Here is a 23,451-nt window from a genome sequence, read left to right on the forward strand (position 1 = left end):
AGTATAAACAAGGTAGAATATAGATTATCGAAGGATTTGACCTGAATTCATAATCTCTACCTTAAATTTAATTTTTTAGAAATGGCAAGATATACTGGTCCAAAAACTAGAATTGCTCGTAAATTTGGCGAAGCAATCTTCGGAGATGATAAATCTTTCGAAAAAAGAAATTACCCACCTGGACAACACGGGATGGCTAAAAAAAGAGGTAAAAAATCTGAGTACGCTGTTCAGTTAATGGAAAAGCAAAAAGCTAAATATTCTTACGGAATTTTAGAAAAACAATTCAGAAATTTATTCAAAAAAGCATCAGCTACTAAAGGTGTTACTGGTGAAGTTCTTTTACAATTATGTGAAGCAAGATTAGATAACGTTGTTTTTAGAATGGGTATCGCTCCTTCTAGAAGAGGTGCTAGACAATTAGTTTCTCACAGACACGTTACTGTAAATGGTGAAGTTGTAAATATCGCTTCTTACCACCTTAAGCCTGGTGATAAAGTTGCAGTTCGTGAAAAATCTAAATCTTTAGAAGCTATCGAACGTTCTTTATCAAATTCAAGTCATGTTTATGAATGGATTACTTGGAACAATGATCTTAAAGAAGGAACTTTCGTTTCTGTACCTGCAAGACTTCAAATTCCAGAAAACATTAAAGAACAATTAATCGTAGAGTTGTACAACAAATAATAATTGACTTAGTCGAAATTTATGGCAATATTTAATTTTCAAAAGCCCGATAAAGTTATCATGATCGATTCAACCGATTTTGAAGGTAAATTCGAATTTAGACCTTTAGAACCTGGTTATGGATTGACAGTTGGTAATGCACTTAGAAGAGTTTTGCTTTCAGCATTAGAAGGTTATGCAATTACATCTGTTCGTATCGAAGGTGTAGATCATGAGTTTTCTACTATTTCAGGTGTTGTTGAAGATGTTACCGAAATTATCCTTAATCTAAAACAAGTGCGTTTCAAACGTCAAATTGAAGATATAGATAATGAAGCAGTTACAATTTCTGTTTCTGGTAAAGATCAACTAACAGCAGGTGATTTTCAAAAATTTATTTCAGGTTTCCAAGTTCTGAATCCAGACCTTGTTATCTGTAATTTAGATTCTAAAATCAAATTGAACTTCGATTTAACAATCGAAAAAGGTAGAGGATATGTTCCTGCTGAGGAGAACAAAAAACAGAACGCTGCAATTGGTACTATTTTTACTGACTCTATTTTTACTCCGGTAAAAAATGTAAAATATGCAATTGAAAACTTCCGTGTTGAGCAAAAAACAGATTATGAAAAATTAGTTTTTGAAATCAAAACTGATGGATCTATTAATCCAAAAGATGCTCTTACTGAAGCTGCTAAAGTTTTAATTCACCACTTCATGTTATTTTCTGACGAAAGAATTACACTCGAGGCTGACGAAATTGCACAAACAGAATCGTATGATGAAGAGTCATTGCATATGAGACAATTGCTTAAAACTAAGCTTGTTGATATGGATTTATCTGTGAGAGCATTAAATTGCTTGAAAGCGGCTGAAGTTGATACACTTGGTGATTTAGTATCGTTCAATAAAAATGACCTAATGAAATTCCGTAATTTTGGTAAAAAATCTTTAACTGAGCTAGATGAACTTGTAGCTGTTAAGAATTTAACTTTCGGAATGGACTTAGCTAAATACAAATTAGATAAAGAATAATTCAATCCCGCTTGCGGGATTAAATTTAAAATAGCAATGAGACACGGAAAAAAATTCAATCACTTAAGCAGACAGACTGGACATAGAAAAGCTATGCTAGCTAATATGGCTTGTTCTCTTATTGAGCACAAACGTATTAACACTACTGTTGCTAAAGCTAAAGCGCTTAAACAATTCGTTGAGCCTTTAATCACAAAATCAAAAGAAGATACGACTCACAATCGTCGTATTGTTTTTGCTTACTTACGTAGCAAATATGCGGTAACTGATTTATTCAGAGACGTAGCTGCTAAAGTTGGAGACCGTCCAGGTGGATACACTCGTATCATTAAAGTTGGAAATCGTTTGGGAGATAATGCTGATATGGCAATGATCGAACTTGTAGATTTCAATGAACTTTACAATGGTGGTAAAAAAGAAGTTAAAAAAGCTAAAAGCCGTCGTGGTGGTAAAGCAAAAAAAGCTGAGGAGACTACTCCAGAAGCTCCAGCTGCTGAATCAGAATCGACTACTGAAGCTTCTGAATAATTATGAAAGTAATGATTCTATAGAAATCAAGGATAAGCTAATTTTTAGTTTATCCTTTTTTTTTGGATTTTTTTTAAAATAGTTTGAAATGTAACTTATTTTAAAACTTAGGTTTTAATTTTATGAATGAAATTTTTAAAAAATCTTGGAAGCACTCTTTTAAAGAAGTAAATTTGCAAAATATCTAATTACAAATGAAATCAGCAACGCGGGTTTCATGAAACAATTGAAAAAGAAACAATACAAATTAAATAATGAAATACACTACACGACAAAGCGCCATTTTATTACTAAGTGATGGAACTATTTTTCACGGAAAATCTATCGGAATTAGCGGTAAAACTTTCGGTGAAGTTTGTTTTAATACTGGAATGACAGGATATCAGGAGATTTTTACAGATCCTTCTTATTTTGGTCAAATTATGGTGGCTACTAATCCTCATATAGGGAATTATGGTGTTAATGATTCAGAAATTGAGTCTGATAGCATCAAAATTTCAGGATTAGTTTGTAAAAACTTTAGTTTTAATTATTCGAGAGAAGATTCTTCAGGAAGTTTAGAAGATTATTTTATTAAACAAAATCTAATCTGTATTTCTGATGTTGATACCAGAGCGCTAGTAAGTTATATTCGTGATAATGGCGCGATGAACGCTGTTATTTGTACAGACGGTACTTCGGTTGAAGATTTGAAAAAAGAATTGGCTAATGTGCCAAACATGGAAGGTTTAGAGTTGGCATCAAAAGTTTCAACTACTGAACCTTATTTTTTTGGTGATGAAAATGCAACTTATAAAATTTCAGCCTTAGATCTTGGTATCAAAAAAAATATCTTGAGAAATCTTGCTAAGAGAGATTGTTATATTAAAGTCTTCCCTTATAATTCAACTTATAAAGATTTGGCAGAGTTTAATCCGGATGGGTACTTTTTGTCAAATGGTCCCGGAGATCCGGATCCGCTTTTTGGAGCAATCGAAGTGGCTAAAGAAATTCTAGCTAACGATAATCCTTTATTCGGAATTTGTTTAGGACATCAGGTAATTGCTTTAGCAAATGGTGTTCAGACTTACAAAATGTTTAATGGTCACCGCGGAATAAATCATCCGGTAAAAAATATTATAACAGGTAAAGGGGAGATCACTTCTCAAAATCACGGATTTGCTGTAAACAAAGAAGCGTTAGATAATCATCCTGATTTAGAGATTACACATTTACATTTAAATGATGGAACTGTTGCTGGTATGCGTATGAAAAATAAGAATTGTTTTTCAGTACAATATCATCCTGAAGCTAGTCCCGGACCACATGATTCATCTTATTTATTCGATCAGTTTGTTGAGAATATAAAAGAGGCTACTGCTAAAACGATGTAGTTAATAAATAAAGATGTTTAATTGTTAAATGTAGTATTTAATATTAAATATTTTTATAATTTCGAAAAATATTTATAATTTATTAATAAAAAACAAAAATAATGAGTATTATAATAAAAGTTCACGCAAGACAAATTTTTGATTCTAGAGGTAATCCAACTATTGAAGTTGATGTAGTTACTGAAAATGGAGTTTTAGGAAGAGCTGCTGTTCCATCTGGAGCTTCAACTGGAGAACATGAGGCTGTTGAATTACGTGATGGAGGAAAAGCATTCTTAGGAAAAGGAGTTTTAAATGCAGTGAACAATGTAAATACTGTTATTGCTGAAGAACTAGTTGGTACTTCTGTTTTCGAACAAAATACAATTGATCAGTTAATGATTGATTTAGACGGAACTCCAAACAAATCTAAATTAGGTGCTAATGCTATTTTAGGAGTTTCTTTGGCTGCTGCAAAAGCTGCTGCTAATGAACTTGGATTGCCATTATACAGATATGTTGGTGGTGTTTCTGCTAATACATTACCTGTACCAATGATGAATATCATCAACGGAGGTTCTCACTCTGATGCTCCTATTGCATTTCAAGAGTTTATGATTTTCCCTGTAAAAGCAACTTCATTTACACACGCTATGCAAATGGGAACTGAAATTTTTCACAGTTTGAAAAAAGTATTACATGACAGAGGTTTAAGTACTGCTGTTGGTGATGAGGGTGGCTTTGCTCCAAACTTGGCTGGTGGTACTGAGGATGCTTTAGATACTATTAAATTAGCTGTTGAGAAAGCTGGATATACTTTTGGTGATGAAATCATGATTGCTCTTGATTGCGCTGCTTCTGAATTTTATGTAAATGGTAAATACGATTATACTAAATTTGAAGGAGAAACTGGAAAAATCAGAACTTCTGAAGAGCAAGCTGACTATTTAGCTGAACTTGCTGCTAAATATCCAATTATTTCTATTGAAGATGGTATGTATGAAGATGACTGGAATGGATGGAAATATTTAACTGAAAAAATTGGACATAAGGTTCAATTAGTAGGTGATGATTTATTTGTTACTAATGTTGAGCGTTTATCAACTGGAATTGAAAAAGGAATTGCAAATTCAATTCTTGTTAAAGTAAACCAAATTGGTACTTTAACTGAAACTATTGCAGCTGTAAACATGGCTAAAAATGCAGGGTATACATCTGTAATGTCTCACCGTTCTGGAGAAACTGAAGATAATACAATTGCTGATTTAGCAGTAGCTTTAAACTGTGGTCAAATTAAGACAGGTTCTGCTTCTCGTTCTGATCGTATGGCAAAATACAATCAATTATTAAGAATCGAAGAAGAGTTAGGAAGTACTGCTTATTTCCCGGGATTAAACGCTTTCAAGATCAAATAATTGTAAGAGTTATATATTAAATTTAAACCATTCGTTTCTGCGAATGGTTTTTTTTTGGAGTTTTAACAAATTCATAGCAGGATTCTTTTTTTAATTAGTCTTAAATTCCTTAGATTTGATAAATTATTATTTTAAAGATTTATTTCCGATATATTATGTCAAAAATAGCTACATTAGAAGTAGATGGTCAAAAAATTGAACTTCCGGTAATTACGGGAAGCGAAAATGAATCAGCTATCGATATTAACAAATTACGTGATTTAACTGGTATTATTACTCTAGATCCTGGATATAAAAATTCTGGTTCTTGCAAAAGTGAAATCACCTTCTTAGACGGAGAATTAGGAATTTTGCGTTACAGAGGATATTCAATCGAAGATTTAGCTGAAAAAGCTAATTTCCTAGAAGTGTCTTATCTTTTAATTTTTGGTGAATTACCAACCGCTCAACAATTAGAGCAGTTTGAAAATGGTATTAAAAAACATACTTTGGTAAACGAAGAGATGAAAAATATCATTGATGGTTTTCCTAAAACAGCTCACCCAATGGGTGTGTTGTCTGCTTTGACAAGTGCTTTAACAGCATTTAATCCAAAAGCGGTCAATGTAGATAATGAAAAAGAAATGTACGAGGCCATTTGCAAAACAATGGGTAAATTTCTTGTAATTGCTACTTGGACTTATAGAAAAACTATGGGCTACCCATTAAATTATTATGATAACACAACAGGTTATGTAGATAATTTTATGCAGTTAATGTTTAAATTGCCTACAGGACCTTACTCATCAAATCCAGTTATTGTAGCTGCTTTAGATAAATTGTTTATTCTTCATGCGGATCACGAGCAAAACTGTTCTACATCTACAGTAAGAATGGTAGGTTCATCACATGCTGGTTTATTTGCTTCTATCTCTGCAGGTGTTTCTGCACTTTGGGGACCACTTCACGGAGGTGCTAATCAGGCAGTACTTGAAATGTTGGAAGAAATCAACAAAGACGGTGGAGATACTGATAAATTTTTAGCAAAAGCGAAAGATAAAAATGATCCATTCCGTTTAATGGGATTTGGTCACAGAGTTTATAAAAACTTTGATCCAAGAGCAAAAATTATTAAAAAAGCAGCTAAAGAAGTTTTAGAAACTTTAGGTGTAGAAGATCCTATTTTAGAGATTGCTAAAAAATTAGAAACAGCAGCTTTAGAAGATGAATATTTCAAATCAAGAAACTTATATCCAAACGTAGATTTCTATTCTGGAATTATTTACAGAGCTTTAGGTATTCCTACAGATATGTTTACAGTAATGTTTGCTATTGGAAGATTACCGGGTTGGATCGCACAATGGAAAGAAATGCGTGAGAATAAAGAACCAATTGGTCGACCAAGACAAATTTATACTGGGCATCCGTTGAGAGACTTTAAGTCGAACAAATAAAAATATTTTAAAGCTTCACTTAACTGTGAAGCTTTTTTTATCTTTGGCCAAAATATAATAAAGTTATGTTGCAATTAAATATAAAGAACGAAACGTCGAGACTGCGTGCTGTGGTTTTGGGTTCTGCTGTTCATAATGGGCCAACTCCATCTTTAGATGAAGCCTATGATCCTAAATCTTTGGAACATATTAAAGCGGGAACTTATCCTGTCGAAAAAGATATGATTGCTGAAATGGATGCTTTTAATGCTGTATTTCAAAAATATGATGTAAAAGTATATCGTCCTGAAATGATTGAAAATTACAATCAGATTTTTGCGAGAGATATAGGTTTCGTTATAGATGATACATTTATAAAATCAAATATTCTTCCTGATAGAGAACGTGAGTTAGATGCAATTCAATATATAATCGATCAGATAGATTCCTTAAAAGTAGTTCGTCCGCCTGAGGAAGTTCATATTGAAGGTGGTGATGTTATGCTTTGGAACGATCATATTTTTATAGGAACTTATAAAGGAAGTGACTATAAAGATTATATTACTGCGCGAACAAATATGCACGGTGTTAATTTTATCAAAGAACTATTCCCAAATAAAATCGTAAAAGAGTTTGATTTGGTTAAGTCCAAAATAGAAGCTCGTGATAATGCTTTACATCTTGATTGTTGTTTTCAGCCCGTTGGAAAAGATAAAGGGATTATTTATAAAAGAGGTTTCCGTGAAGAAGCTGATTATATGTATTTAGTCAATCTTTTTGGGAGAGAAAACTTATTTCATATCGAAAGAAACGAAATGTACAATATGTTTTCTAATGTGTTTTCTATAGATGAAAATGTAGTGGTTTCAGAAAAAAACTTTACAAGATTAAACAATTGGCTGCGTTCAAACGGTTTTATTGTTGAAGAAATTCCTTATGCTGAAATTGCAAAACAAGAAGGTTTGTTGAGATGTTCGACCTTACCTTTAATTAGAGATTAAAAGCTTTGTTTCAGGTTTCAAATTTCAGGTTCCACGTTTGCTGTAACTAGAAACTTGAAACCTGAAACAAAATAAAAATATAAAGATTATGAAACAAACGACAAATGCAATTGTAATGATTAGGCCAGTTGCTTTCAGAATGAATGAACAAACTGCTGTAAATAATTATTACCAAAAAGTATTAGACGGACTTTTACCTAGTACTGTGAATGCAAAAGCACAACAGGAATTTGATGTTTTTGTAGAAAAATTAAGAGCCGTTGGAGTTGATGTTACGGTTATAGACGATAATCTGGAGACTGATACGCCGGATAGTATTTTTCCAAACAACTGGGTTTCTTTTCATGAAAACGGAGATGTAGCACTTTATCCTATGTTTGCTGAGAATCGACGTCAGGAACGCCGCGAAGACATTTTAGATACTCTTGAAGACAAAGGTTTTGAAATTAATAACATAATGGATTACACATCGGCTGAAGAAGATGGTTTTTTTCTTGAAGGAACCGGAAGCTTGCTTTTAGATCGTGCTAATGCAAAAGCGTATTGCGCATTATCTCCTCGTGCTGATGAGGAATTATTTATCGAATTTTGTGAAGACTTTGATTATGCTCCTGTTATTTTTGAAGCTTTCCAAACTGTTGATGGAGAACGTAAATTAATATATCACACGAATGTTATGATGTGTTTAGGAGAGACTTTTGCAGTTATATGTGCAGATTGCATAGATGATAAAAAAGAACGCAAAATGGTTCTTGAAAACCTAAAAGCAGATAAAAAGGAAGTTATTCTGATTACCGAAGCTCAGGTGAATAATTTTGCCGGTAATATGTTGGAAGTTCGAGGAACAAATGATAAGAAATATATCGTTATGAGTGCATCAGCACATCAGAGTTTAACTCCAAAACAAATTGCACAATTAGAAAATCATGCTGAAATTTTAAGTTCAAGTCTCGATACAATTGAAGCTTGCGGAGGTGGAAGTGCAAGATGTATGATGGCAGAAGTGTTTTTGCCAAGAAATTAAGGTTCGTTCTTAGAATTTGATATAATAAAAAAGACTCAACTATTTGTTGAGCCTTTTTTATATAAATGAGAATTTCTAATAATTATTTATTGATTAATTTTTCAAGTCTTGTCATCATTTCATCTTTTTCTTTCAACATACGCTCGTATAAAGCAATTTTTTCATCATGAAGTTTTTTTAATTCGTCGAATGGATTGATATTGAATACAGGCTTAGAATTTCCTATATAAGCCTCTTTTTCAATATTAAAAGTATTTGAAATAATATTAACTGCTTGCTCTTCATCAAAATTCTGAAAAGCTTCGACAGGAATTTTTAATGCATGTGAGATTTGATCAAGTATATCATCTTCAATTACATCTTTTTGCTCTAACATAGAAATTTTTTTTGATTCCAGTCATTTCCCAGATCAAAAGCTAATGCTTCCTGTTTGATGCCAAGCATTTCTCTGAAACGTTTTACGTTTCTTCCCTGATGTATTTTCTGTTCCATAATGAATGTAAATTTTCTAAAAGATCAAAGATAACGCCATTTGAGCTAAAAATTATGAGTTTCAAAGATAAAAACTACATCAAATTTCCTTTAACTATATTAATAATCGAACTTACGATATATTGAATACCGATAGAAATTACTATAAAACCAACAATTCTCGAAATAGCCACAATTCCTGAAGCTCCTAATATTCTGGCTAAATAATGTGCACTTTTTAAAATTGCAAAAATTGCGACAGCAATTGCTAAAATAGCCAAAGACGAAATGATAATTTCTTCCATTCCGTGATGTTCCTGATAAAATGCAATAAGTAAAGAAATTGATCCCGGGCCGGCTAACATTGGTATTGCTAACGGAGTTAATGCAATATCATTACGTTGTTGCGCATCGGTCTCGACCTTTTTGTTGATTCCTCGTTTTTTATTTATTTTTCCGGATAATAGTGAGAATCCAGAATTTACGATTACAATTCCGCCAGCAATTCTTAAGGCATCAATACTGATTCCGAAAAAACTCAGAACATATTGACCAATAAAAAATGAAACAAGTAAAATGATAAAAACGTTTATAGCAGTCCAAAGCGAAATGCGTGAACGTTCTTCCTGAGAATCATGCTGCGTAAGTCCAACGAAAATTGGAACAGTGCCAATTGGATTTAGGACTGAGAAAAGAGCGGCAAATAAATAAATGAATAAATCCATAGAGTTTTGGTTAATAAGGTAAAAATAGTTATTTTTTGATACCTGAAAGCAAATTCTTGTTAGGATATTGTTTTTATTTCTAAAACAATAACTTAAACTAACCTCGTTCTTTTTGATTACTTTTGTACCATATTTAAAAATGATGAAAAATAAAAAAACTTTAGTTCTGGGTGCTACCACAAAACCAGATCGTTACGCTTTTAAAGCCATAAATATGTTAGTTGATAAAGGACATACCGTTTTAGCAATTGGTCAAAACACAGGTGAAGTTGCCGGTGTAAAAATTTATACTAAAGCGATTCCGGTTAAGAATATTGACACAGTAACTTTATATTTGAATCCATCACGTCAACGTGATTATTATAATTATATAATTGAAGCTCAGCCAAAAAGGGTGGTTTTTAACCCAGGGACAGAAAATCCTGAATTATATCAATTATTAGAATTAAATAATATAAAGGCTGAAGTTGCTTGTACTTTGGTTTTATTGGCAACTAATCAATATTAAATTTTTCAGGAGCTTTTTCCAGCTATTCACTATATCTTTTTCTGGCTAAAGAAGCCAGAAAAAGGATGTCGTTTCTATCTGGGCTAGAAAGAACTTTTATAGCTATAACCAGAATTCGATATAATACTGAATTTAGTTGTCCCCAAGTCTACTAAACCATTAAAAATATTACTTTTGTCGTCATGGAATTTTCATCAAAATTAATAGAAAAAGCAGTCAACGAAATGTCACAATTGCCAGGGATTGGTAAACGAACGGCATTAAGACTGGTTTTGCATTTATTGAAACAACCTAAAGAGCAAACAGGTTTTTTGTCTGAGGCATTGTTAAAGATGCGGGAAGATATTAAGTTTTGCGAAAGTTGCCATAATATTTCAGACACAAAAGTTTGTGAAATTTGTGCAAACTCAATTAGAAATCATCAAACCATATGTGTTGTCGAAGATATTCGCGATGTGATGGCTATTGAAAATACGGGACAATATAAAGGAATTTATCATGTTTTAGGAGGGAAAATTTCTCCAATAGAAGGTGTTGGTCCAAGTCAGTTAAACATTTCGAGCTTAGTTGAAAAAGTAAAATCCGGAAAAGTTATAGAGATTATCTTTGCGCTTAGTTCAACAATGGAGGGTGATACAACGAATTTTTACATTTATAAGCAAATTGCTGAATCAGATATTGTTATTTCTACAATTGCCAGGGGTATATCTGTTGGTGATGAATTAGAATATGCAGACGAAATTACACTCGGCAGAAGTATTTTGCATCGGGTTCCGTTCGAAAAAACTTTCAAAAACAATTAAAATAAAGCTCAAATAAAACTTAGATTTTCTGAAGATTAAAGGAAAAGCTATATTTGCGATAAAATTTCAATAATGACAAAAAACTGTTTTTATATATTGCTATTAATTAGTGTATTATTTACATCTTGTATTCCTGTAAAAGATCTTGTGTATTTACAGGATAAAAATACTGCAGGAGAAAAAAGTACAGTTTCTGCTGTTGAATCAAAACCTTACAGATTACAAGTGAGTGATGTTTTGAGTGTTGATATAAAGGCGATTGATCCTAAATTAGTGTCTATTTTTAATACAACAGAAAGTGCCGGAGGAAACAAATCTGAGTCGGGTTTATATTTTAACGGATTTACAGTTGACGATCACGGAAATATTAGGATGCCTATTTTAGGTGAAATAAACGTCATAGGATATACTGTTGAAGAAGTTCGACTTATAATTGAAAAAAAATTACTAGCAGAATATTTTAAAAGTGAGGCTAATATTTTTGTCACAGTAAAATTGGCAGGTTTTAAATATACGATAAATGGTGAAGTAGGAAGTACGGGAACTAAAGTACTGTTTCAAGAACACGTAAATATAATGGAAGCCATTGCTAATGCTGGAGATATAGCAATTACAGGAGATAGGAAATCAGTAACTATAATTCGTCAAACACCAACAGGTGTGCAAATGAATGATCTGGATCTTACTGATGTTAATGTCATGAAATCACCTTATTATTCTTTACAGCCTAATGATTATGTTTATGTAAAACCACTTAAACAAAAAACTTGGGGAACAGGGAAAACCGGTATAGAATCTATTGGTACAATAGTTACTCTTTTATCATTGGCTACTACGGTTTTCTTGTTGCTTAAAAACTAAAACTAAATTCAAAAAATGTTAGATATAAAAGATTTTTCCATTTTTGAAAATCATTCAAATTTTGATTTTAAAGGTTTCTTAATGAAAGTTTTAAGTTATTGGAAATGGTTTTTAGCTAGTTTGATAATTGCATTTACAATTGCTTACCAGATTAACATTCGTAAAGAAAAAATTTACGGAATGCAAACGTTGATTTCTATTAAAGAAGAAAGTAATCCTTTTTTTACATCAAATACAAGTTTGGTTTTTAATTGGGGAGGAATCTCAGATCAGGTAAATGGTATTTCTACAATATTACAATCTCGATCCCATAATGAATTAGTTGTAAGTAAATTGCAATTTTATATTGACTATTTAATACAAGGAAAATACAATTTAATTGATGCTTATGGTGCTGTTCCTTTTTATGTAAATATTGATAAGTCAAAAGGTCAGCTTGTGAATACGTTGATTGGTATAAAATTCGTGAGTGAAAATGAATATCAAATTCGGATTCCTTTCGAAAGCAATTCTGTTTCTCTAATTACATATTCAAATAATTCATATAGCAATACAGCAGTTCAGCCTACAGATCTTTTTGTTAAAAAATATAAAGTTGGAGAGCAAGTTTCGTTGCCGTTTCTTAATTGGAAATTACAAATAAACGAGAATCCTGGTTCATATATAGGGAATGAATATTTTGTAAGATTCAATGATTTTGATGGTACAGTTTCTGGATATAGAGGTATAACTGTAGGGTCTGATGATAAAGGCGGGTCAATATTAACTCTAGGAATGCAAGGAACAAATAAAGCCAGAATGGTAGATTATTTGAATTCTACAGTAAAAATGCTGATAAAAATCCAACTTGACGGAAAAAATCAGTTTGCTACCAATACCATAAGATTTATTGACAGTACTCTTGTTGCTATGGAGTCACAATTGAAAGAAACAGGTAGCGAGCTGAAATCGTTTAGAAAGGATAAAAATATTTATGAAATCGAAGGAGGAGGAGCTAAATTCTCTGATAAAATAATGGACTTTGATGTTCAGAAAGACGAAGTAACAAGAAAAATTGCTTATTACAATTCTTTAAAATCATATTTAAATAATAGTGTTGATTATTCAAGATTGCCAGCACCGTCTGTTGCCGGAATTGAAGATCCAAATGTTGTAGTTAATGTGTCAAAGCTTATTGCACTTTCTACTCAAAGATCAGAAATGGCTTATGCAGTAAAAAGTGATAAGATTTTTAAAGATTTTGATAATCAAATGCAGGCTGTCAAAAGTGTACTCTTGGAAAATATAGCATCAGCAAAATCATCATTAATGTATGACTTGTCGATTGTAAATGCTAAAATAGGTCAAGCCGAAAGTACCGTTAAGAGACTGCCTGAAGAACAGCAAGAATTATTGAAAATTCAGAGAAAGTATGATTTAAGTGATAATATTTACACTGAATTTCTCAAAAAAAGAAATGAAGCAGAAATTGTAAAAGCGTCTAATTTATCAGATATTCATTTTATTGATTCTGCAAAAGATATAGGAGGAGGATTATTGGGTCCTAAAACTTCTGTAAATTATATACTGGCTTTATTTATCGGGATATTAGTACCTTTGTTAATTATTTTTGGCCTTTTATTTATTAATAACTCCATTCAAAATACAGAAGATATTAGTAAATTGACTCAAATTCCATTAATTGGTGTGATTGGAGTCAATAAAAATTCTCTCAATTTAGCAGTGTTTGATAAGCCGAAATCAGCACTTTCTGAAGCATTTAGAGCGATTAGATCTTCACTGCAATTTTTATATAAAAGACAGCTTGTAAGTGGGTCTAAAACTTTAATGATTACTTCTTCTATAGGTGGAGAGGGAAAAACATTTTGCTCTATAAATATTGCTACGGTTTTTGCTTTAAGCGAAAAGAAAACTGTAATTATAGGATTAGATTTAAGAAAGCCAAGATTAGCAGATGAGTTTAATTTGACAAATCAAATAGGAGTTGTTAATTATTTAATCAAGCAAAATAGTTTGTCTGAAATTACGAATTCAACACAAATTCCAAATCTTGACGTTATATTGTCCGGGCCCATACCTCCAAATCCTTCAGAGTTAATTTTAAGTGATTCAATGAAGGAATTGATTATTGAATTAAAACAAAAATACGACTATATTGTTCTTGATACGCCTCCAGTTGGATTAGTTTCAGATGCATTAGAATTAGCGCAGTATGCTGATGTAACTCTTTACATTGCAAGACAAAATTATACGAAGAAAGATATGATAACTTTGTTAAATACCAGAGTAAAACGTGGTGAACTTACAAATGTAAGTATTGTTTTGAATGGATATGAAAATAAAGCAAAATATGGCGCGACTTATGGATATGGATACGGCTATGGAGCTTATTCAAATGGATATTATGAAGAAGAAGAGAAGTTAAACTTATGGAAGTCAATTTTGAATAAATTCAAGAAAAAATAATCTGACGAATGAAGGCATCAATTCAAAATACAATTTTAATTACTGGTGGAGCAGGTTTTATTGGTTCAAATTTGACTGAATATTTTTTAGGACAAGGTCATAAAGTTGTTTGTCTGGATAATTTTGCAACCGGATATCGACATAACTTAAAAGATTTTATAGAAAATCCTGATTTTAAATTAATCGAAGGTGATATTCGAAATATTGCAGATTGTATTTTAGCAGTTGAAGGAGTGGACTATGTTTTGCATCAAGCTGCATTAGGTTCAGTTCCAAGATCTATAAATGATCCTATTACAACAAATGATGTAAATGTTTCTGGTTTTTTAAATATGTTAGTAGCATCTCGCGATGCAAAAGTAAAACGTTTTATATATGCAGCAAGCTCTTCTACATATGGAGATTCTGAGGGATTACCAAAAGTAGAAGATGTAATTGGTAAGCCATTATCACCTTATGCTATTACAAAATATGTAAACGAATTGTATGCTGAAATTTTTAGTAGAACTTACGGATTGGAAACTATAGGACTGCGTTACTTTAATGTTTTTGGAAGAAAGCAAGATCCTAATGGTGCTTATGCAGCCGTGATTCCAAAGTTTGTTTTACAGTTAATGAATTATGAAAGTCCGGTAATTAATGGTGATGGAAATTATTCCCGCGATTTTACTTATATAGATAATGTAATTCAAATGAATGAATTGGCAATGTTAAGCCAAAATCCACAAGCAATTAATACGGTTTATAATACTGCCTTTGGTGATCGAAATACATTAAATGATTTGGTTGGATATTTAAAAGAATATCTATCTGAGTTTGACGCCAAAATAGCTGATGTAAAAATTGTTTATGGAGCAAATAGAGCCGGAGATATTCCTCATTCATTAGCAAGTATTGAGAAAGCAAAAGTGGTATTGGGTTATGACCCTAAATATTCTTTGCAAGAAGGTTTAAAAGAAGCAGTAAATTGGTACTGGAGTAATTTGAAATAAAATAAAGATCAAGATAATAGAAAATAGATGAAAATTACAAAGATTTGTTGCATTGGTGCAGGTTACGTTGGAGGTCCAACAATGGCAGTAATTGCTCAAAAATGTCCACATATTCAAGTCACTGTTGTTGATTTGAACGAACAAAGAATTCAAGATTGGAATGATCCAAATACAGACAATATTCCTATTTACGAACCGGGACTTTCCGCAATAGTAGCTGAAGCTAGAGGAAGAAATCTTTTCTTTTCAACCGATGTAGAAAAAGCAATTGATGAAGCTCAGGTAATTTTTATATCTGTAAATACGCCAACTAAAACCTATGGAAAAGGAAAAGGTATGGCTGCTGATTTAAAATATATTGAACTTTGTGCAAGACAAATAGCTAAGGTAGCAAAGCAAAACAAAATTGTAGTTGAAAAATCGACTTTGCCGGTGCGTACAGCCGAAGCTATCAAAAGTATTTTAGATAATACCGGAAATGGAGTTCAGTTTCAAATTTTATCAAATCCTGAATTTTTAGCAGAAGGTACTGCCGTTACAGATTTATTAAATCCAGATAGAATTTTAATAGGAGGAGATACCACTTCAGAAGGTGAAGAAGCAATTAATGCATTAGTTGACGTTTATGCAAATTGGGTAAGCAAGGATAAAATCCTTACAACAAATGTTTGGTCATCAGAATTATCTAAGCTAACTGCAAATGCATTTTTGGCACAGCGAATTTCATCTATAAATGCAATGTCTGAATTGTGTGAAAAGACAGGTGCAGATGTGAATGAAGTAGCAAAAGCAATTGGCATGGATAGTAGAATTGGTCCTAAATTTTTAAAAGCGTCAGTTGGTTTTGGAGGTTCTTGTTTTCAAAAAGATATTTTGAATTTAGTCTATATTGCAAAATCATATGCATTAAATGAAGTCGCTGATTATTGGGAGCAGGTTATTATAATGAATGATCATCAAAAAAGAAGATTTTCTAATAAAATTGTTCAGACATTATATAATACTGTCGCTGATAAAAAAATCACATTTTTAGGATGGGCTTTTAAGAAAGATACTAATGATACTCGTGAATCAGCTGCAATTTATGTAGCAGATGATTTAATTAATGAACAGGCAAAAATTTCGGTCTATGATCCAAAGGTTTCAAGAAGTAAAATGTTAAGTGATTTGGATTATCTTGAAACTAGAACTGTTGAAGAAAATAGTAAAGCGTTAACAATATTTGATAATGCATACGAAGCTTGTAAAGGATCTCATGCGATTGCGGTTCTTACAGAGTGGGATGAATTTACGACCTATGACTGGCAAAAAATTTATAATTCAATGCATAAACCAGCGTTTCTATTTGATGGAAGAAATATATTAAATGCAAAAGAACTAGAGTCAATTGGATTTATTTACAAAGGGATTGGGTCTTAATTTGTAAGAATATTGAATTAAAATTTGATATGAAATAAATGAAGAGGATTGTTTAAGATTTTTATTTCAATAAAAGAAGATGAAGAACTGGTATGTAGTTTATACGAAGCCTAAGTGGGAGAAAAAAGTAGCAGAAAGGCTAAATGAAATTGGAATAGAATGTTATTGTCCATTAATTACTCAGATCAAAGAATGGTCAGATAGAAAAAAGAAAATCGAAGTTCCTCTTTTTAATTCCTACGTGTTTGTTTATTTAGAAGATGTTGATCGTAATTCTGTTTTTCAAATTCCGGGGGTAGTGCGATATTTATTTTGGTTAGGAAAACCTGCCATTGTTCGTGATGAAGAAATTAACATTATAAAAACAAGTCTTAAGTCTCCTAATATTAGTGATATTTCAGTAAGTTCAATTCAGGTTGGAGATCGTATAAAATTAGAAAAAGGAGTATTTAGTAATCAGGATGCAGTCGTTCAGGAAATATCTAATACATATTATACATTAATGCTTGAATCTTTGGGCTGTATACTAAAAATAAAATATAAATAGTTTCGTTGTTATGTAGTTATTGTTGTTAAACAGAAGGTGAAATTTCTTCAAAATAGAGATTTATTTTCTGTTTTTTTTTATAATGTATTTTTTTATAAACTGATTGAGAGAGGGTTGTTGTTTCTTATTGTTTTTAAATAGGTTGTTTTTTTAGTAATACGGGAAACCGTATTGAATAAATTGACTTAATATGTTATATTTGCCGAAAATGATTTTAGAGTGTCTGTGTCAAATCTTTGTGACTCAGAACGGCGGAGCCGTGAATTGTTATGACTGAAATAGATAAAAAAGAGTACAAATTGAGCGAAAATGTAAAAATAGCGGTTATTGGTTTAGGTTATGTTGGTTTGCCTTTGGCTAGATTATTTGCTACTAAATATTCAGTTATAGGTTTTGATATAAATCAGGTAAGAGTAGCTTCTTTAAATTCAGGTACAGATACAACATTAGAGGTAGATGATGAAACTTTACAAAATGTATTAGTTGATAATTCAAGTTCTAAAGTTGGATTATATTGTACAACCTCTTTAAATGATGTAGCAGATTGTAATTATTTTATAATAACTGTTCCAACGCCGGTTGATAAAAATAATCGACCAGATTTAACTCCTTTATATAAATCGAGTGAATCAGTAGGTAAAATATTAAAAAAAGGAGATATTGTAATTTATGAATCAACTGTTTATCCAGGTGTTACTGAAGAACAATGCGTTCCTGTTTTAGAAAAAATATCAGGATTAAAGTTTAATGAAGACTTTTATGCAGGGTACTCTCCTGAAAGAATAAATCCAGGAGATAAAGAACATACAGTTGAAAAAATACTGAAAGTAACTTCGGGCTCAACTCCAGAAATTGGTTTAAAAGTTGATGCGTTATATAAATCTGTTATTACAGCGGGTACACATTTAGCACCTTCAATAAAAGTAGCAGAAGCGGCGAAGGTTATAGAAAATTCACAACGTGATATTAATATTGCTTTTGTAAATGAATTGGCTAAAATATTCAATTTAATGAATATTGATACACAAGAAGTTTTAGAAGCAGCATCTACAAAATGGAACTTCTTGCCTTTTAAGCCAGGATTAGTAGGGGGACATTGTATAGGTGTTGATCCTTACTATCTGGCACAAAGAGCTCAAGAGTTTGGTTACCATCCAGAAATAATTTTAGCAGGTAGACGCTTGAATGATAGTATGGGGGAATATGTTGCGTCACAAATTGTGAAGCTGATGATTAAAAAAGGAATTTCAGTTAATGGAGCCAGCCTTTTAATGCTTGGAATTACTTTTAAAGAAAATTGTCCGGATGTTCGTAATACAAAGATTGTAGATGTTGTAAAAGCGTTATCAGAATATGGAATTGCAGTGACAATATTTGATCCGCTTGCTAATGTAGATGATGTAAAAAAAGAATATAATTTAGTAACATTAAACTCTCTTGCAAATAATAAATTTGATGCAATTGTTCTCGGAGTAGCACATGCTGAATTTTTAAAACTTAATTTTTCTGAGTTGCAAAAAGAAAATAGTTTAATATACGACGTAAAAGGAGTTTTAGGTTCTATAGCTGATAACAGATTATAGAGACTAAAGCCCTTTTTTATTTAAAGAAAAAAATGGAAACAAATAATTCAATTATACATGTAATTTTGACGGGGGGAGTAGGAAGCAGATTGTGGCCACTTTCCAGAAAAAGTCAACCTAAGCAATATTTAGAAATTTTTGAAAACAAATCTTTATTTGAGATGACTGTTGAGCGTAACAGTCATTTAGCAAATAAAGTTATGGTAGTTGGAAATGTTGACAATCATCATTTAAGTGGTAAGGTTATGGATAAAACCAATACTTCTTACATAAACATAGTTGAAGCGACACCTAGAAATACTGCAGCTGCAATTGCTTTTGCTGCATTTGCTTCAAATCCTGATGATATATTAATTGTAACCCCTTCAGATCATATTATAGATAAAATGGAGGATTATAATAAAGCTATCAATGACGCTGTATTAAAAGCACAAGATGGTTTTATAGTTACTTTTGGAATTATTCCAACCAAACCAGAAACTGGATATGGTTATATAGAATCAAAAGGAGACAGGGTAGTTTCATTTCGAGAGAAACCTAATGAAACGACAGCAAAGGAGTTTATTTCAAAAGGGAATTTTTTATGGAATAGCGGAATGTTCTGTTTTAAGGCTAGTGTTCTCTTAGATGAGCTAAAGCAATTTCAGCCTGATGTTTATGAGAAATCGAAGGCTGTATGGGAAGCAAATGAAAATGGTTTTTTAGACTTGGATTTATCATTAGAGATACCATCAATTAGTATCGATTATGCTGTAATGGAACGTAGTAAAAAGATAAAAGTAGTACCTGCTGCTTTTTCATGGTCAGATTTAGGGTCATTTGAATCTGTTTATGATTATTTGATTTCAAAAAATCATCCTGTAGATAAAAATGGAAATATGGTTATTGGATCTGGAAAGCATACAACTTTTTTAGGACTAAAAAACACTATTTTTGTTTATACAGATACTGCAAATTTAATTTTGCAAAAAGAAAATTCGCAAGATGTTAAAGACATATATAGTGCGTTGGAAAAAATAAATTCAGATTTATTAAATTAATTAAAATGAAAAAAATTCTTATAACTGGAGGTGCTGGTTTTATTGGATCTCATGTCGTTAGACGTTTTGTAAATAAGTATCCTGAATATCAAATATTCAATCTAGATGCTTTGACTTATGCTGGTAATCTAGAAAATATTAAGGATATTGAAAATCAATCTAATTATACATTTGTAAAAGGAGATATTGTTGATGAGAATTTTATAAACGAACTTTTCTCACTTCATAAATTTGAAGGCGTCTTGCATTTAGCTGCTGAATCTCATGTGGATCGTTCTATTGAAGACCCGTTAGCATTTGTAAAAACAAATGTAATTGGAACTATGAATTTGCTAAATGCAGCTAAAAACCAATGGAAAGATAATTTTGAAGGTAAAAGATTTTATCATATTAGCACAGATGAAGTTTATGGTTCGCTTGGAGCAGAAGGGCTTTTTACTGAAACTACTTCTTATGATCCTAATTCACCATATTCTGCCTCGAAAGCAAGCTCAGATCATTTTGTAAGAGCTTATGGTGAAACTTATGGTTTGCCTTATGTTTTAACCAATTGTTCAAATAATTATGGATCATACCATTTTCCTGAAAAATTAATTCCACTTTTTATAAATAATATAATCAATAACAAACCTTTACCAGTTTATGGAGATGGTAATTATACTCGTGATTGGCTCTTTGTTGAAGATCATGCTATTGCTATTGATTTGGTCTTTCACGAAGGTAAAAATCATGAAACCTACAATATTGGCGGTTTTAATGAATGGAAAAATATTGATTTAGTTAAATTATTATGCCAAATCATGGATCAAAAATTAGGAAGATCTCAAGGAACTTCCCAAGAGCTAATTACTTACGTAAAAGACAGACCAGGTCATGATTTGCGATATGCAATTGATGCGTCTAAAATTAATAAAGAATTAGGATGGAAGCCTTCTGTAACTTTTGAGGAAGGTTTGGAAAAAACAATTAATTGGTATCTAGATAACGAAGAGTGGTTGCAAAATGTAACTTCCGGAACTTACAAAGATTATTATCAAAAGCAATATTCATAAATAAAGAAGTTTTTTAAACTAAACTTTAAAGGTTAATTATAATTCAATATGAAAAAGATAATATACGTTCTTACTCTGTTTTTTATTTTGCTAATATCTTTTAATGCGAATGCTCAAGATATAATAAAGTCTAAGGATTTAAGTACGGTAAAAGTAGATTACTTGTCAGATGATGAAATAGCTAAAATTATTGCCCAACTAAAAAGCAATAAAGCAACTATTAATGATGTAGAATCGATGGCTTTATCAAAAGGTATGAGTCAAATAGAATTTGATAAATTAAGAACCCGAGTTATTGAATATGAAAAAAAGAACTCAAAAGATAAGGATAAAGACAAAGATAAAGATAAAGACAAAGAGGATAAACTAAAAAAATCAGATAAAGACTCAGAGTTTGGAAGAAAGCAGGAAAAAATAAAAAATGAAAAGATAAAAGATTCATTAAATGCTTTAGTTTTTGGTTCTGAATTATTTGACAATCCTACCTTAAATTTTGAGCCAGATTTAAAAATGGCAACGCCAGTAAATTATGTTCTTGGACCAGGTGACAAGTTAGAAGTAAGCGTGTATGGTATTCAACAATTTGATGATACTGTTACAGTAAGTTTTGAGGGTAAAATATCTATTCAGAATGTTGGGCAAATTACAGTTGCTGGAATGTCAATTGAAGCAGCTTCACAAAAAATAAAAGCAGCAATTGCAAGAGTTTACAGTACAGTTAGATCTGGGCAATCTCAAGTTAGTATAAGTTTAAGTGATATACGAACTATTAAAGTAACAATTGTAGGAGGAAAACAACCAGGTAATTATTCTATTTCATCTCTTGCTTCGGTTTATAACGCATTACATTTAGCTGGAGGACCTGGTAAAAATGGTAGTTACCGAAATATAGAATTAATTCGAAATAACAAAGTTTATAAAAATATCGATATTTATAAGTTTCTAGTTAAAGGAGATCAATCTGATAATGTAAATTTAAGAGATAATGATGTAATTAGAATTCCTGCATATAGCCAAAGAGTCGTAGTAGAAGGTGAAGTAAAACGTCCAGGTATCTTCGAAATGAAAAAAGGAGAAACATTTGCAGATTTATTATCTTTTGCTTCAGGATTTAATGAATTTGCATATACAGCATCTGTAAATGTTATGCAAAAAACAGGGAAAGAGTTTAAAGTGCATGACATAAATGAAAGTGAATATAATTCTTATTTACCACAGTCGGGAGATGTATTTAGAATCACTAAAATTTTAAATCGATTTGAAAATCGTATTAAAATAGAAGGTGCAGTTTTTAGACCAGATTATTATTCTTACAATGATGGTATGAGAATTTCAGATCTTATAACAAGAGCAGAAGGATTAAAAGAAGATGCTTATACAAAAAGAGCGAGAATCATTCGTTTAAAAACAGATTTGACTACTGAAATTGTAAATGTAGATTTAAGCGCTGCTTTATCAGGGGATTTAAATTCTGACGTAGAATTAAAAAGAGAAGATATTGTTACAGTTTATTCTATTCTAGATTTTAGAGAAGAATATAAAATTACCATAGACGGAGAGGTTAAAAATCCTGGAGAATATGAATATTTTGACAATTTAACTTTAAATGACTTAGTAGTTCAAGTTGGTGGTTTAACTGGTTCAGCATCTAAAAGAGTTGAAGTTGCAAGAATGGTGAAGTCTGATGTAATTGATGATTCTGATCCCAAACGCATTGAGTTAGTGGAACTCGAAATTACTGCAGATAATAATGAACAAATTAAAAATTTTGTGCTAAAGCCATTTGACGTTGTTAATATACGCAAAATGGCAGTCTATGAAAAACCAGAAATGGTAAAGGTAAGTGGTGCAGTGAGCTATCCTGGAAAATATGTTTTGGCTAATAAAAAAGAGACAGTTTATAACGTTGTGATGAGAGCAGGGGGATTAACATCTATTGCTAATCTAGATGGTATGAAGATAAAAAGACCAATTAAAGAAGAGCAGATAGAGCAGTTAGAAAGTATAAATCTTAATCTTGATAAAAAACTAACAACTGAAGAAGAGGCAGGGAAGAATTTAAAAGAAAAAGATACCCTTAACTCTAAATTATCTAAAAAACTTAGAGACGAGTTAAAATATGCTACTATACCTGTTAATTGGGAAAAAATTGTAAAAGACAAAAACCATTATTCTAACGTTACTTTGTTTCCTGGTGATGAAATAGAAGTAGCTGTTTATAATGAAGGTGTTAAGGTTACGGGTAATGTTTTATTAACTTCAGAAATTCCATACCGTAGTGGAAAAGGATTTAAGTATTATATAAATGCTGTAGGAGGGGTAGATTATAAAGGATGGAAGAAAAAAGCATATATTATTTATCCAAATGGAAAAGCTTCTGTAACGGGGTCGTTTTTATTTTTTAGGTCTTACCCAAAAGTGACTCCAGATTCTCAAATAGTGGTGCCGGAAAAACCGGAAATGAAAAGAATGAGTGCTGGAGAATGGGCTGGTATTGGAAGTGTTCTTGCTAGTTTAGCGTTATTAATTGTTACTGCTTTTAAATAGATAG

The 23,451-nt window shown here is 31.6% G+C and carries 20 protein-coding genes and 1 pseudogene; 19 read left to right on the forward strand and 2 right to left on the reverse strand.

The genetic code is table 11. From position 1 onward, the window contains the following. Positions 1 to 81: 81 nt before the first annotated feature. The 8 genes from rpsD (at position 82) to ctlX (ending at position 8,433) form a co-directional block, all read left to right on the forward strand. The gene (gene rpsD / locus RC62_RS04590) at positions 82 to 687 is read left to right on the forward strand and encodes a 30S ribosomal protein S4 (protein ID WP_026982953.1); all 606 of its coding nucleotides are present in this window, start codon (positions 82 to 84) and stop codon (positions 685 to 687) included. A 21-nt stretch (positions 688 to 708) separates the two neighbouring features. Further along, complete coding sequence (locus tag RC62_RS04595; RefSeq protein WP_026109818.1) at positions 709 to 1,701, forward strand: DNA-directed RNA polymerase subunit alpha; 993 nt, start codon at positions 709 to 711, stop codon at positions 1,699 to 1,701. 36 nt (positions 1,702 to 1,737) lie between these two features. Further along, a complete protein-coding gene (rplQ, locus tag RC62_RS04600) occupies positions 1,738 to 2,229 on the forward strand; it encodes a 50S ribosomal protein L17 (protein WP_029272056.1) in 492 nt (163 codons plus the stop codon). A gap of 254 nt (positions 2,230 to 2,483) precedes the next feature. After that, the gene (gene carA, locus RC62_RS04605) at positions 2,484 to 3,602 is read left to right on the forward strand and encodes a glutamine-hydrolyzing carbamoyl-phosphate synthase small subunit (protein WP_055093065.1); all 1,119 of its coding nucleotides are present in this window, start codon (positions 2,484 to 2,486) and stop codon (positions 3,600 to 3,602) included. A gap of 101 nt (positions 3,603 to 3,703) precedes the next feature. Then, positions 3,704 to 4,996 (forward strand): phosphopyruvate hydratase, encoded by a 1,293-nt coding sequence (gene eno / locus RC62_RS04610; RefSeq protein ID WP_055093067.1) that lies wholly within the window; start codon positions 3,704 to 3,706, stop codon positions 4,994 to 4,996. A gap of 155 nt (positions 4,997 to 5,151) precedes the next feature. After that, positions 5,152 to 6,429 carry a citrate synthase gene (locus RC62_RS04615; protein ID WP_055093070.1) on the forward strand — a complete coding sequence of 426 codons (1,278 nt, stop codon included), beginning with the start codon at positions 5,152 to 5,154 and terminating at the stop codon, positions 6,427 to 6,429. A gap of 65 nt (positions 6,430 to 6,494) precedes the next feature. After that, the gene (locus RC62_RS04620; RefSeq protein WP_055093072.1) at positions 6,495 to 7,409 is read left to right on the forward strand and encodes a dimethylarginine dimethylaminohydrolase family protein; all 915 of its coding nucleotides are present in this window, start codon (positions 6,495 to 6,497) and stop codon (positions 7,407 to 7,409) included. Between the two features lie 88 nt (positions 7,410 to 7,497). Then, positions 7,498 to 8,433 (forward strand): citrulline utilization hydrolase CtlX, encoded by a 936-nt coding sequence (ctlX, locus tag RC62_RS04625; protein ID WP_055093074.1) that lies wholly within the window; start codon positions 7,498 to 7,500, stop codon positions 8,431 to 8,433. 82 nt (positions 8,434 to 8,515) lie between these two features. Here ctlX and RC62_RS04630 read toward each other — a convergent pair. Together RC62_RS04630 and RC62_RS04635 are read right to left on the reverse strand one after the other, a co-directional pair. After that, a pseudogene (locus RC62_RS04630) lies at positions 8,516 to 8,925 on the reverse strand (XRE family transcriptional regulator). 74 nt (positions 8,926 to 8,999) lie between these two features. Next, on the reverse strand, positions 9,000 to 9,629 hold the full coding sequence (locus RC62_RS04635; protein WP_055093076.1) for a MarC family NAAT transporter: 630 nt from the start codon (positions 9,627 to 9,629) through the stop codon (positions 9,000 to 9,002). 142 nt (positions 9,630 to 9,771) lie between these two features. Here RC62_RS04635 and RC62_RS04640 point away from each other — a divergent pair, with 142 nt between their 5' ends. The 11 genes from RC62_RS04640 to RC62_RS04690 all read left to right on the forward strand — a co-directional run bounded on the left by RC62_RS04640 (position 9,772) and on the right by RC62_RS04690 (position 23,447). Then, a complete protein-coding gene (locus RC62_RS04640) occupies positions 9,772 to 10,137 on the forward strand; it encodes a CoA-binding protein (protein WP_055093077.1) in 366 nt (121 codons plus the stop codon). 182 nt (positions 10,138 to 10,319) lie between these two features. After that, the gene (recR, locus tag RC62_RS04645) at positions 10,320 to 10,940 is read left to right on the forward strand and encodes a recombination mediator RecR (protein WP_055093079.1); all 621 of its coding nucleotides are present in this window, start codon (positions 10,320 to 10,322) and stop codon (positions 10,938 to 10,940) included. A gap of 72 nt (positions 10,941 to 11,012) precedes the next feature. Continuing rightward, entirely contained in the window at positions 11,013 to 11,801 is a 789-nt protein-coding gene (locus RC62_RS04650; RefSeq protein WP_055093080.1) for a polysaccharide biosynthesis/export family protein, read from the forward strand. Positions 11,802 to 11,816: 15 nt separating this feature from the next. Further along, the gene (locus RC62_RS04655) at positions 11,817 to 14,267 is read left to right on the forward strand and encodes an exopolysaccharide transport family protein (protein WP_055093083.1); all 2,451 of its coding nucleotides are present in this window, start codon (positions 11,817 to 11,819) and stop codon (positions 14,265 to 14,267) included. 8 nt (positions 14,268 to 14,275) lie between these two features. Continuing rightward, the gene (locus tag RC62_RS04660; RefSeq protein ID WP_055093085.1) at positions 14,276 to 15,259 is read left to right on the forward strand and encodes an SDR family oxidoreductase; all 984 of its coding nucleotides are present in this window, start codon (positions 14,276 to 14,278) and stop codon (positions 15,257 to 15,259) included. A 27-nt stretch (positions 15,260 to 15,286) separates the two neighbouring features. Beyond that, positions 15,287 to 16,678 carry a UDP-glucose 6-dehydrogenase gene (locus RC62_RS04665; protein ID WP_055093087.1) on the forward strand — a complete coding sequence of 464 codons (1,392 nt, stop codon included), beginning with the start codon at positions 15,287 to 15,289 and terminating at the stop codon, positions 16,676 to 16,678. Between the two features lie 79 nt (positions 16,679 to 16,757). Further along, positions 16,758 to 17,225, forward strand: coding sequence for a UpxY family transcription antiterminator (locus RC62_RS04670; protein ID WP_055093089.1), 468 nt, complete (start codon positions 16,758 to 16,760; stop codon positions 17,223 to 17,225). A 269-nt stretch (positions 17,226 to 17,494) separates the two neighbouring features. After that, a complete protein-coding gene (locus RC62_RS04675) occupies positions 17,495 to 18,808 on the forward strand; it encodes a nucleotide sugar dehydrogenase (protein WP_055093091.1) in 1,314 nt (437 codons plus the stop codon). Between the two features lie 32 nt (positions 18,809 to 18,840). Further along, positions 18,841 to 19,848, forward strand: coding sequence for a mannose-1-phosphate guanylyltransferase (locus tag RC62_RS04680; protein WP_055093093.1), 1,008 nt, complete (start codon positions 18,841 to 18,843; stop codon positions 19,846 to 19,848). Between the two features lie 5 nt (positions 19,849 to 19,853). Next, positions 19,854 to 20,900: a dTDP-glucose 4,6-dehydratase gene (gene rfbB, locus RC62_RS04685; protein WP_055093096.1), complete on the forward strand. Its 1,047-nt coding sequence runs from the start codon at positions 19,854 to 19,856 to the stop codon at positions 20,898 to 20,900. Between the two features lie 48 nt (positions 20,901 to 20,948). Beyond that, positions 20,949 to 23,447 (forward strand): SLBB domain-containing protein, encoded by a 2,499-nt coding sequence (locus tag RC62_RS04690; RefSeq protein ID WP_055093098.1) that lies wholly within the window; start codon positions 20,949 to 20,951, stop codon positions 23,445 to 23,447. Positions 23,448 to 23,451 lie beyond the last annotated feature (4 nt).

This window comes from Flavobacterium aquidurense, assembly GCF_001404985.1.
Lineage (GTDB): Bacteria > Bacteroidota > Bacteroidia > Flavobacteriales > Flavobacteriaceae > Flavobacterium > Flavobacterium aquidurense_B.

Coding starts and splice junctions, on each gene's coding strand:
- rpsD (WP_026982953.1), top strand. CDS start 82: ATGGCAAGATATACTGGTCCAAAAACTAGAATTGCTCGTAAATTTGGC.
- RC62_RS04595 (WP_026109818.1), top strand. CDS start 709: ATGGCAATATTTAATTTTCAAAAGCCCGATAAAGTTATCATGATCGAT.
- rplQ (WP_029272056.1), top strand. CDS start 1,738: ATGAGACACGGAAAAAAATTCAATCACTTAAGCAGACAGACTGGACAT.
- carA (WP_055093065.1), top strand. CDS start 2,484: ATGAAATACACTACACGACAAAGCGCCATTTTATTACTAAGTGATGGA.
- eno (WP_055093067.1), top strand. CDS start 3,704: ATGAGTATTATAATAAAAGTTCACGCAAGACAAATTTTTGATTCTAGA.
- RC62_RS04615 (WP_055093070.1), top strand. CDS start 5,152: ATGTCAAAAATAGCTACATTAGAAGTAGATGGTCAAAAAATTGAACTT.
- RC62_RS04620 (WP_055093072.1), top strand. CDS start 6,495: ATGTTGCAATTAAATATAAAGAACGAAACGTCGAGACTGCGTGCTGTG.
- ctlX (WP_055093074.1), top strand. CDS start 7,498: ATGAAACAAACGACAAATGCAATTGTAATGATTAGGCCAGTTGCTTTC.
- RC62_RS04635 (WP_055093076.1), bottom strand. CDS start 9,629: ATGGATTTATTCATTTATTTATTTGCCGCTCTTTTCTCAGTCCTAAAT.
- RC62_RS04640 (WP_055093077.1), top strand. CDS start 9,772: ATGAAAAATAAAAAAACTTTAGTTCTGGGTGCTACCACAAAACCAGAT.
- recR (WP_055093079.1), top strand. CDS start 10,320: ATGGAATTTTCATCAAAATTAATAGAAAAAGCAGTCAACGAAATGTCA.
- RC62_RS04650 (WP_055093080.1), top strand. CDS start 11,013: ATGACAAAAAACTGTTTTTATATATTGCTATTAATTAGTGTATTATTT.
- RC62_RS04655 (WP_055093083.1), top strand. CDS start 11,817: ATGTTAGATATAAAAGATTTTTCCATTTTTGAAAATCATTCAAATTTT.
- RC62_RS04660 (WP_055093085.1), top strand. CDS start 14,276: ATGAAGGCATCAATTCAAAATACAATTTTAATTACTGGTGGAGCAGGT.
- RC62_RS04665 (WP_055093087.1), top strand. CDS start 15,287: ATGAAAATTACAAAGATTTGTTGCATTGGTGCAGGTTACGTTGGAGGT.
- RC62_RS04670 (WP_055093089.1), top strand. CDS start 16,758: ATGAAGAACTGGTATGTAGTTTATACGAAGCCTAAGTGGGAGAAAAAA.
- RC62_RS04675 (WP_055093091.1), top strand. CDS start 17,495: ATGACTGAAATAGATAAAAAAGAGTACAAATTGAGCGAAAATGTAAAA.
- RC62_RS04680 (WP_055093093.1), top strand. CDS start 18,841: ATGGAAACAAATAATTCAATTATACATGTAATTTTGACGGGGGGAGTA.
- rfbB (WP_055093096.1), top strand. CDS start 19,854: ATGAAAAAAATTCTTATAACTGGAGGTGCTGGTTTTATTGGATCTCAT.
- RC62_RS04690 (WP_055093098.1), top strand. CDS start 20,949: ATGAAAAAGATAATATACGTTCTTACTCTGTTTTTTATTTTGCTAATA.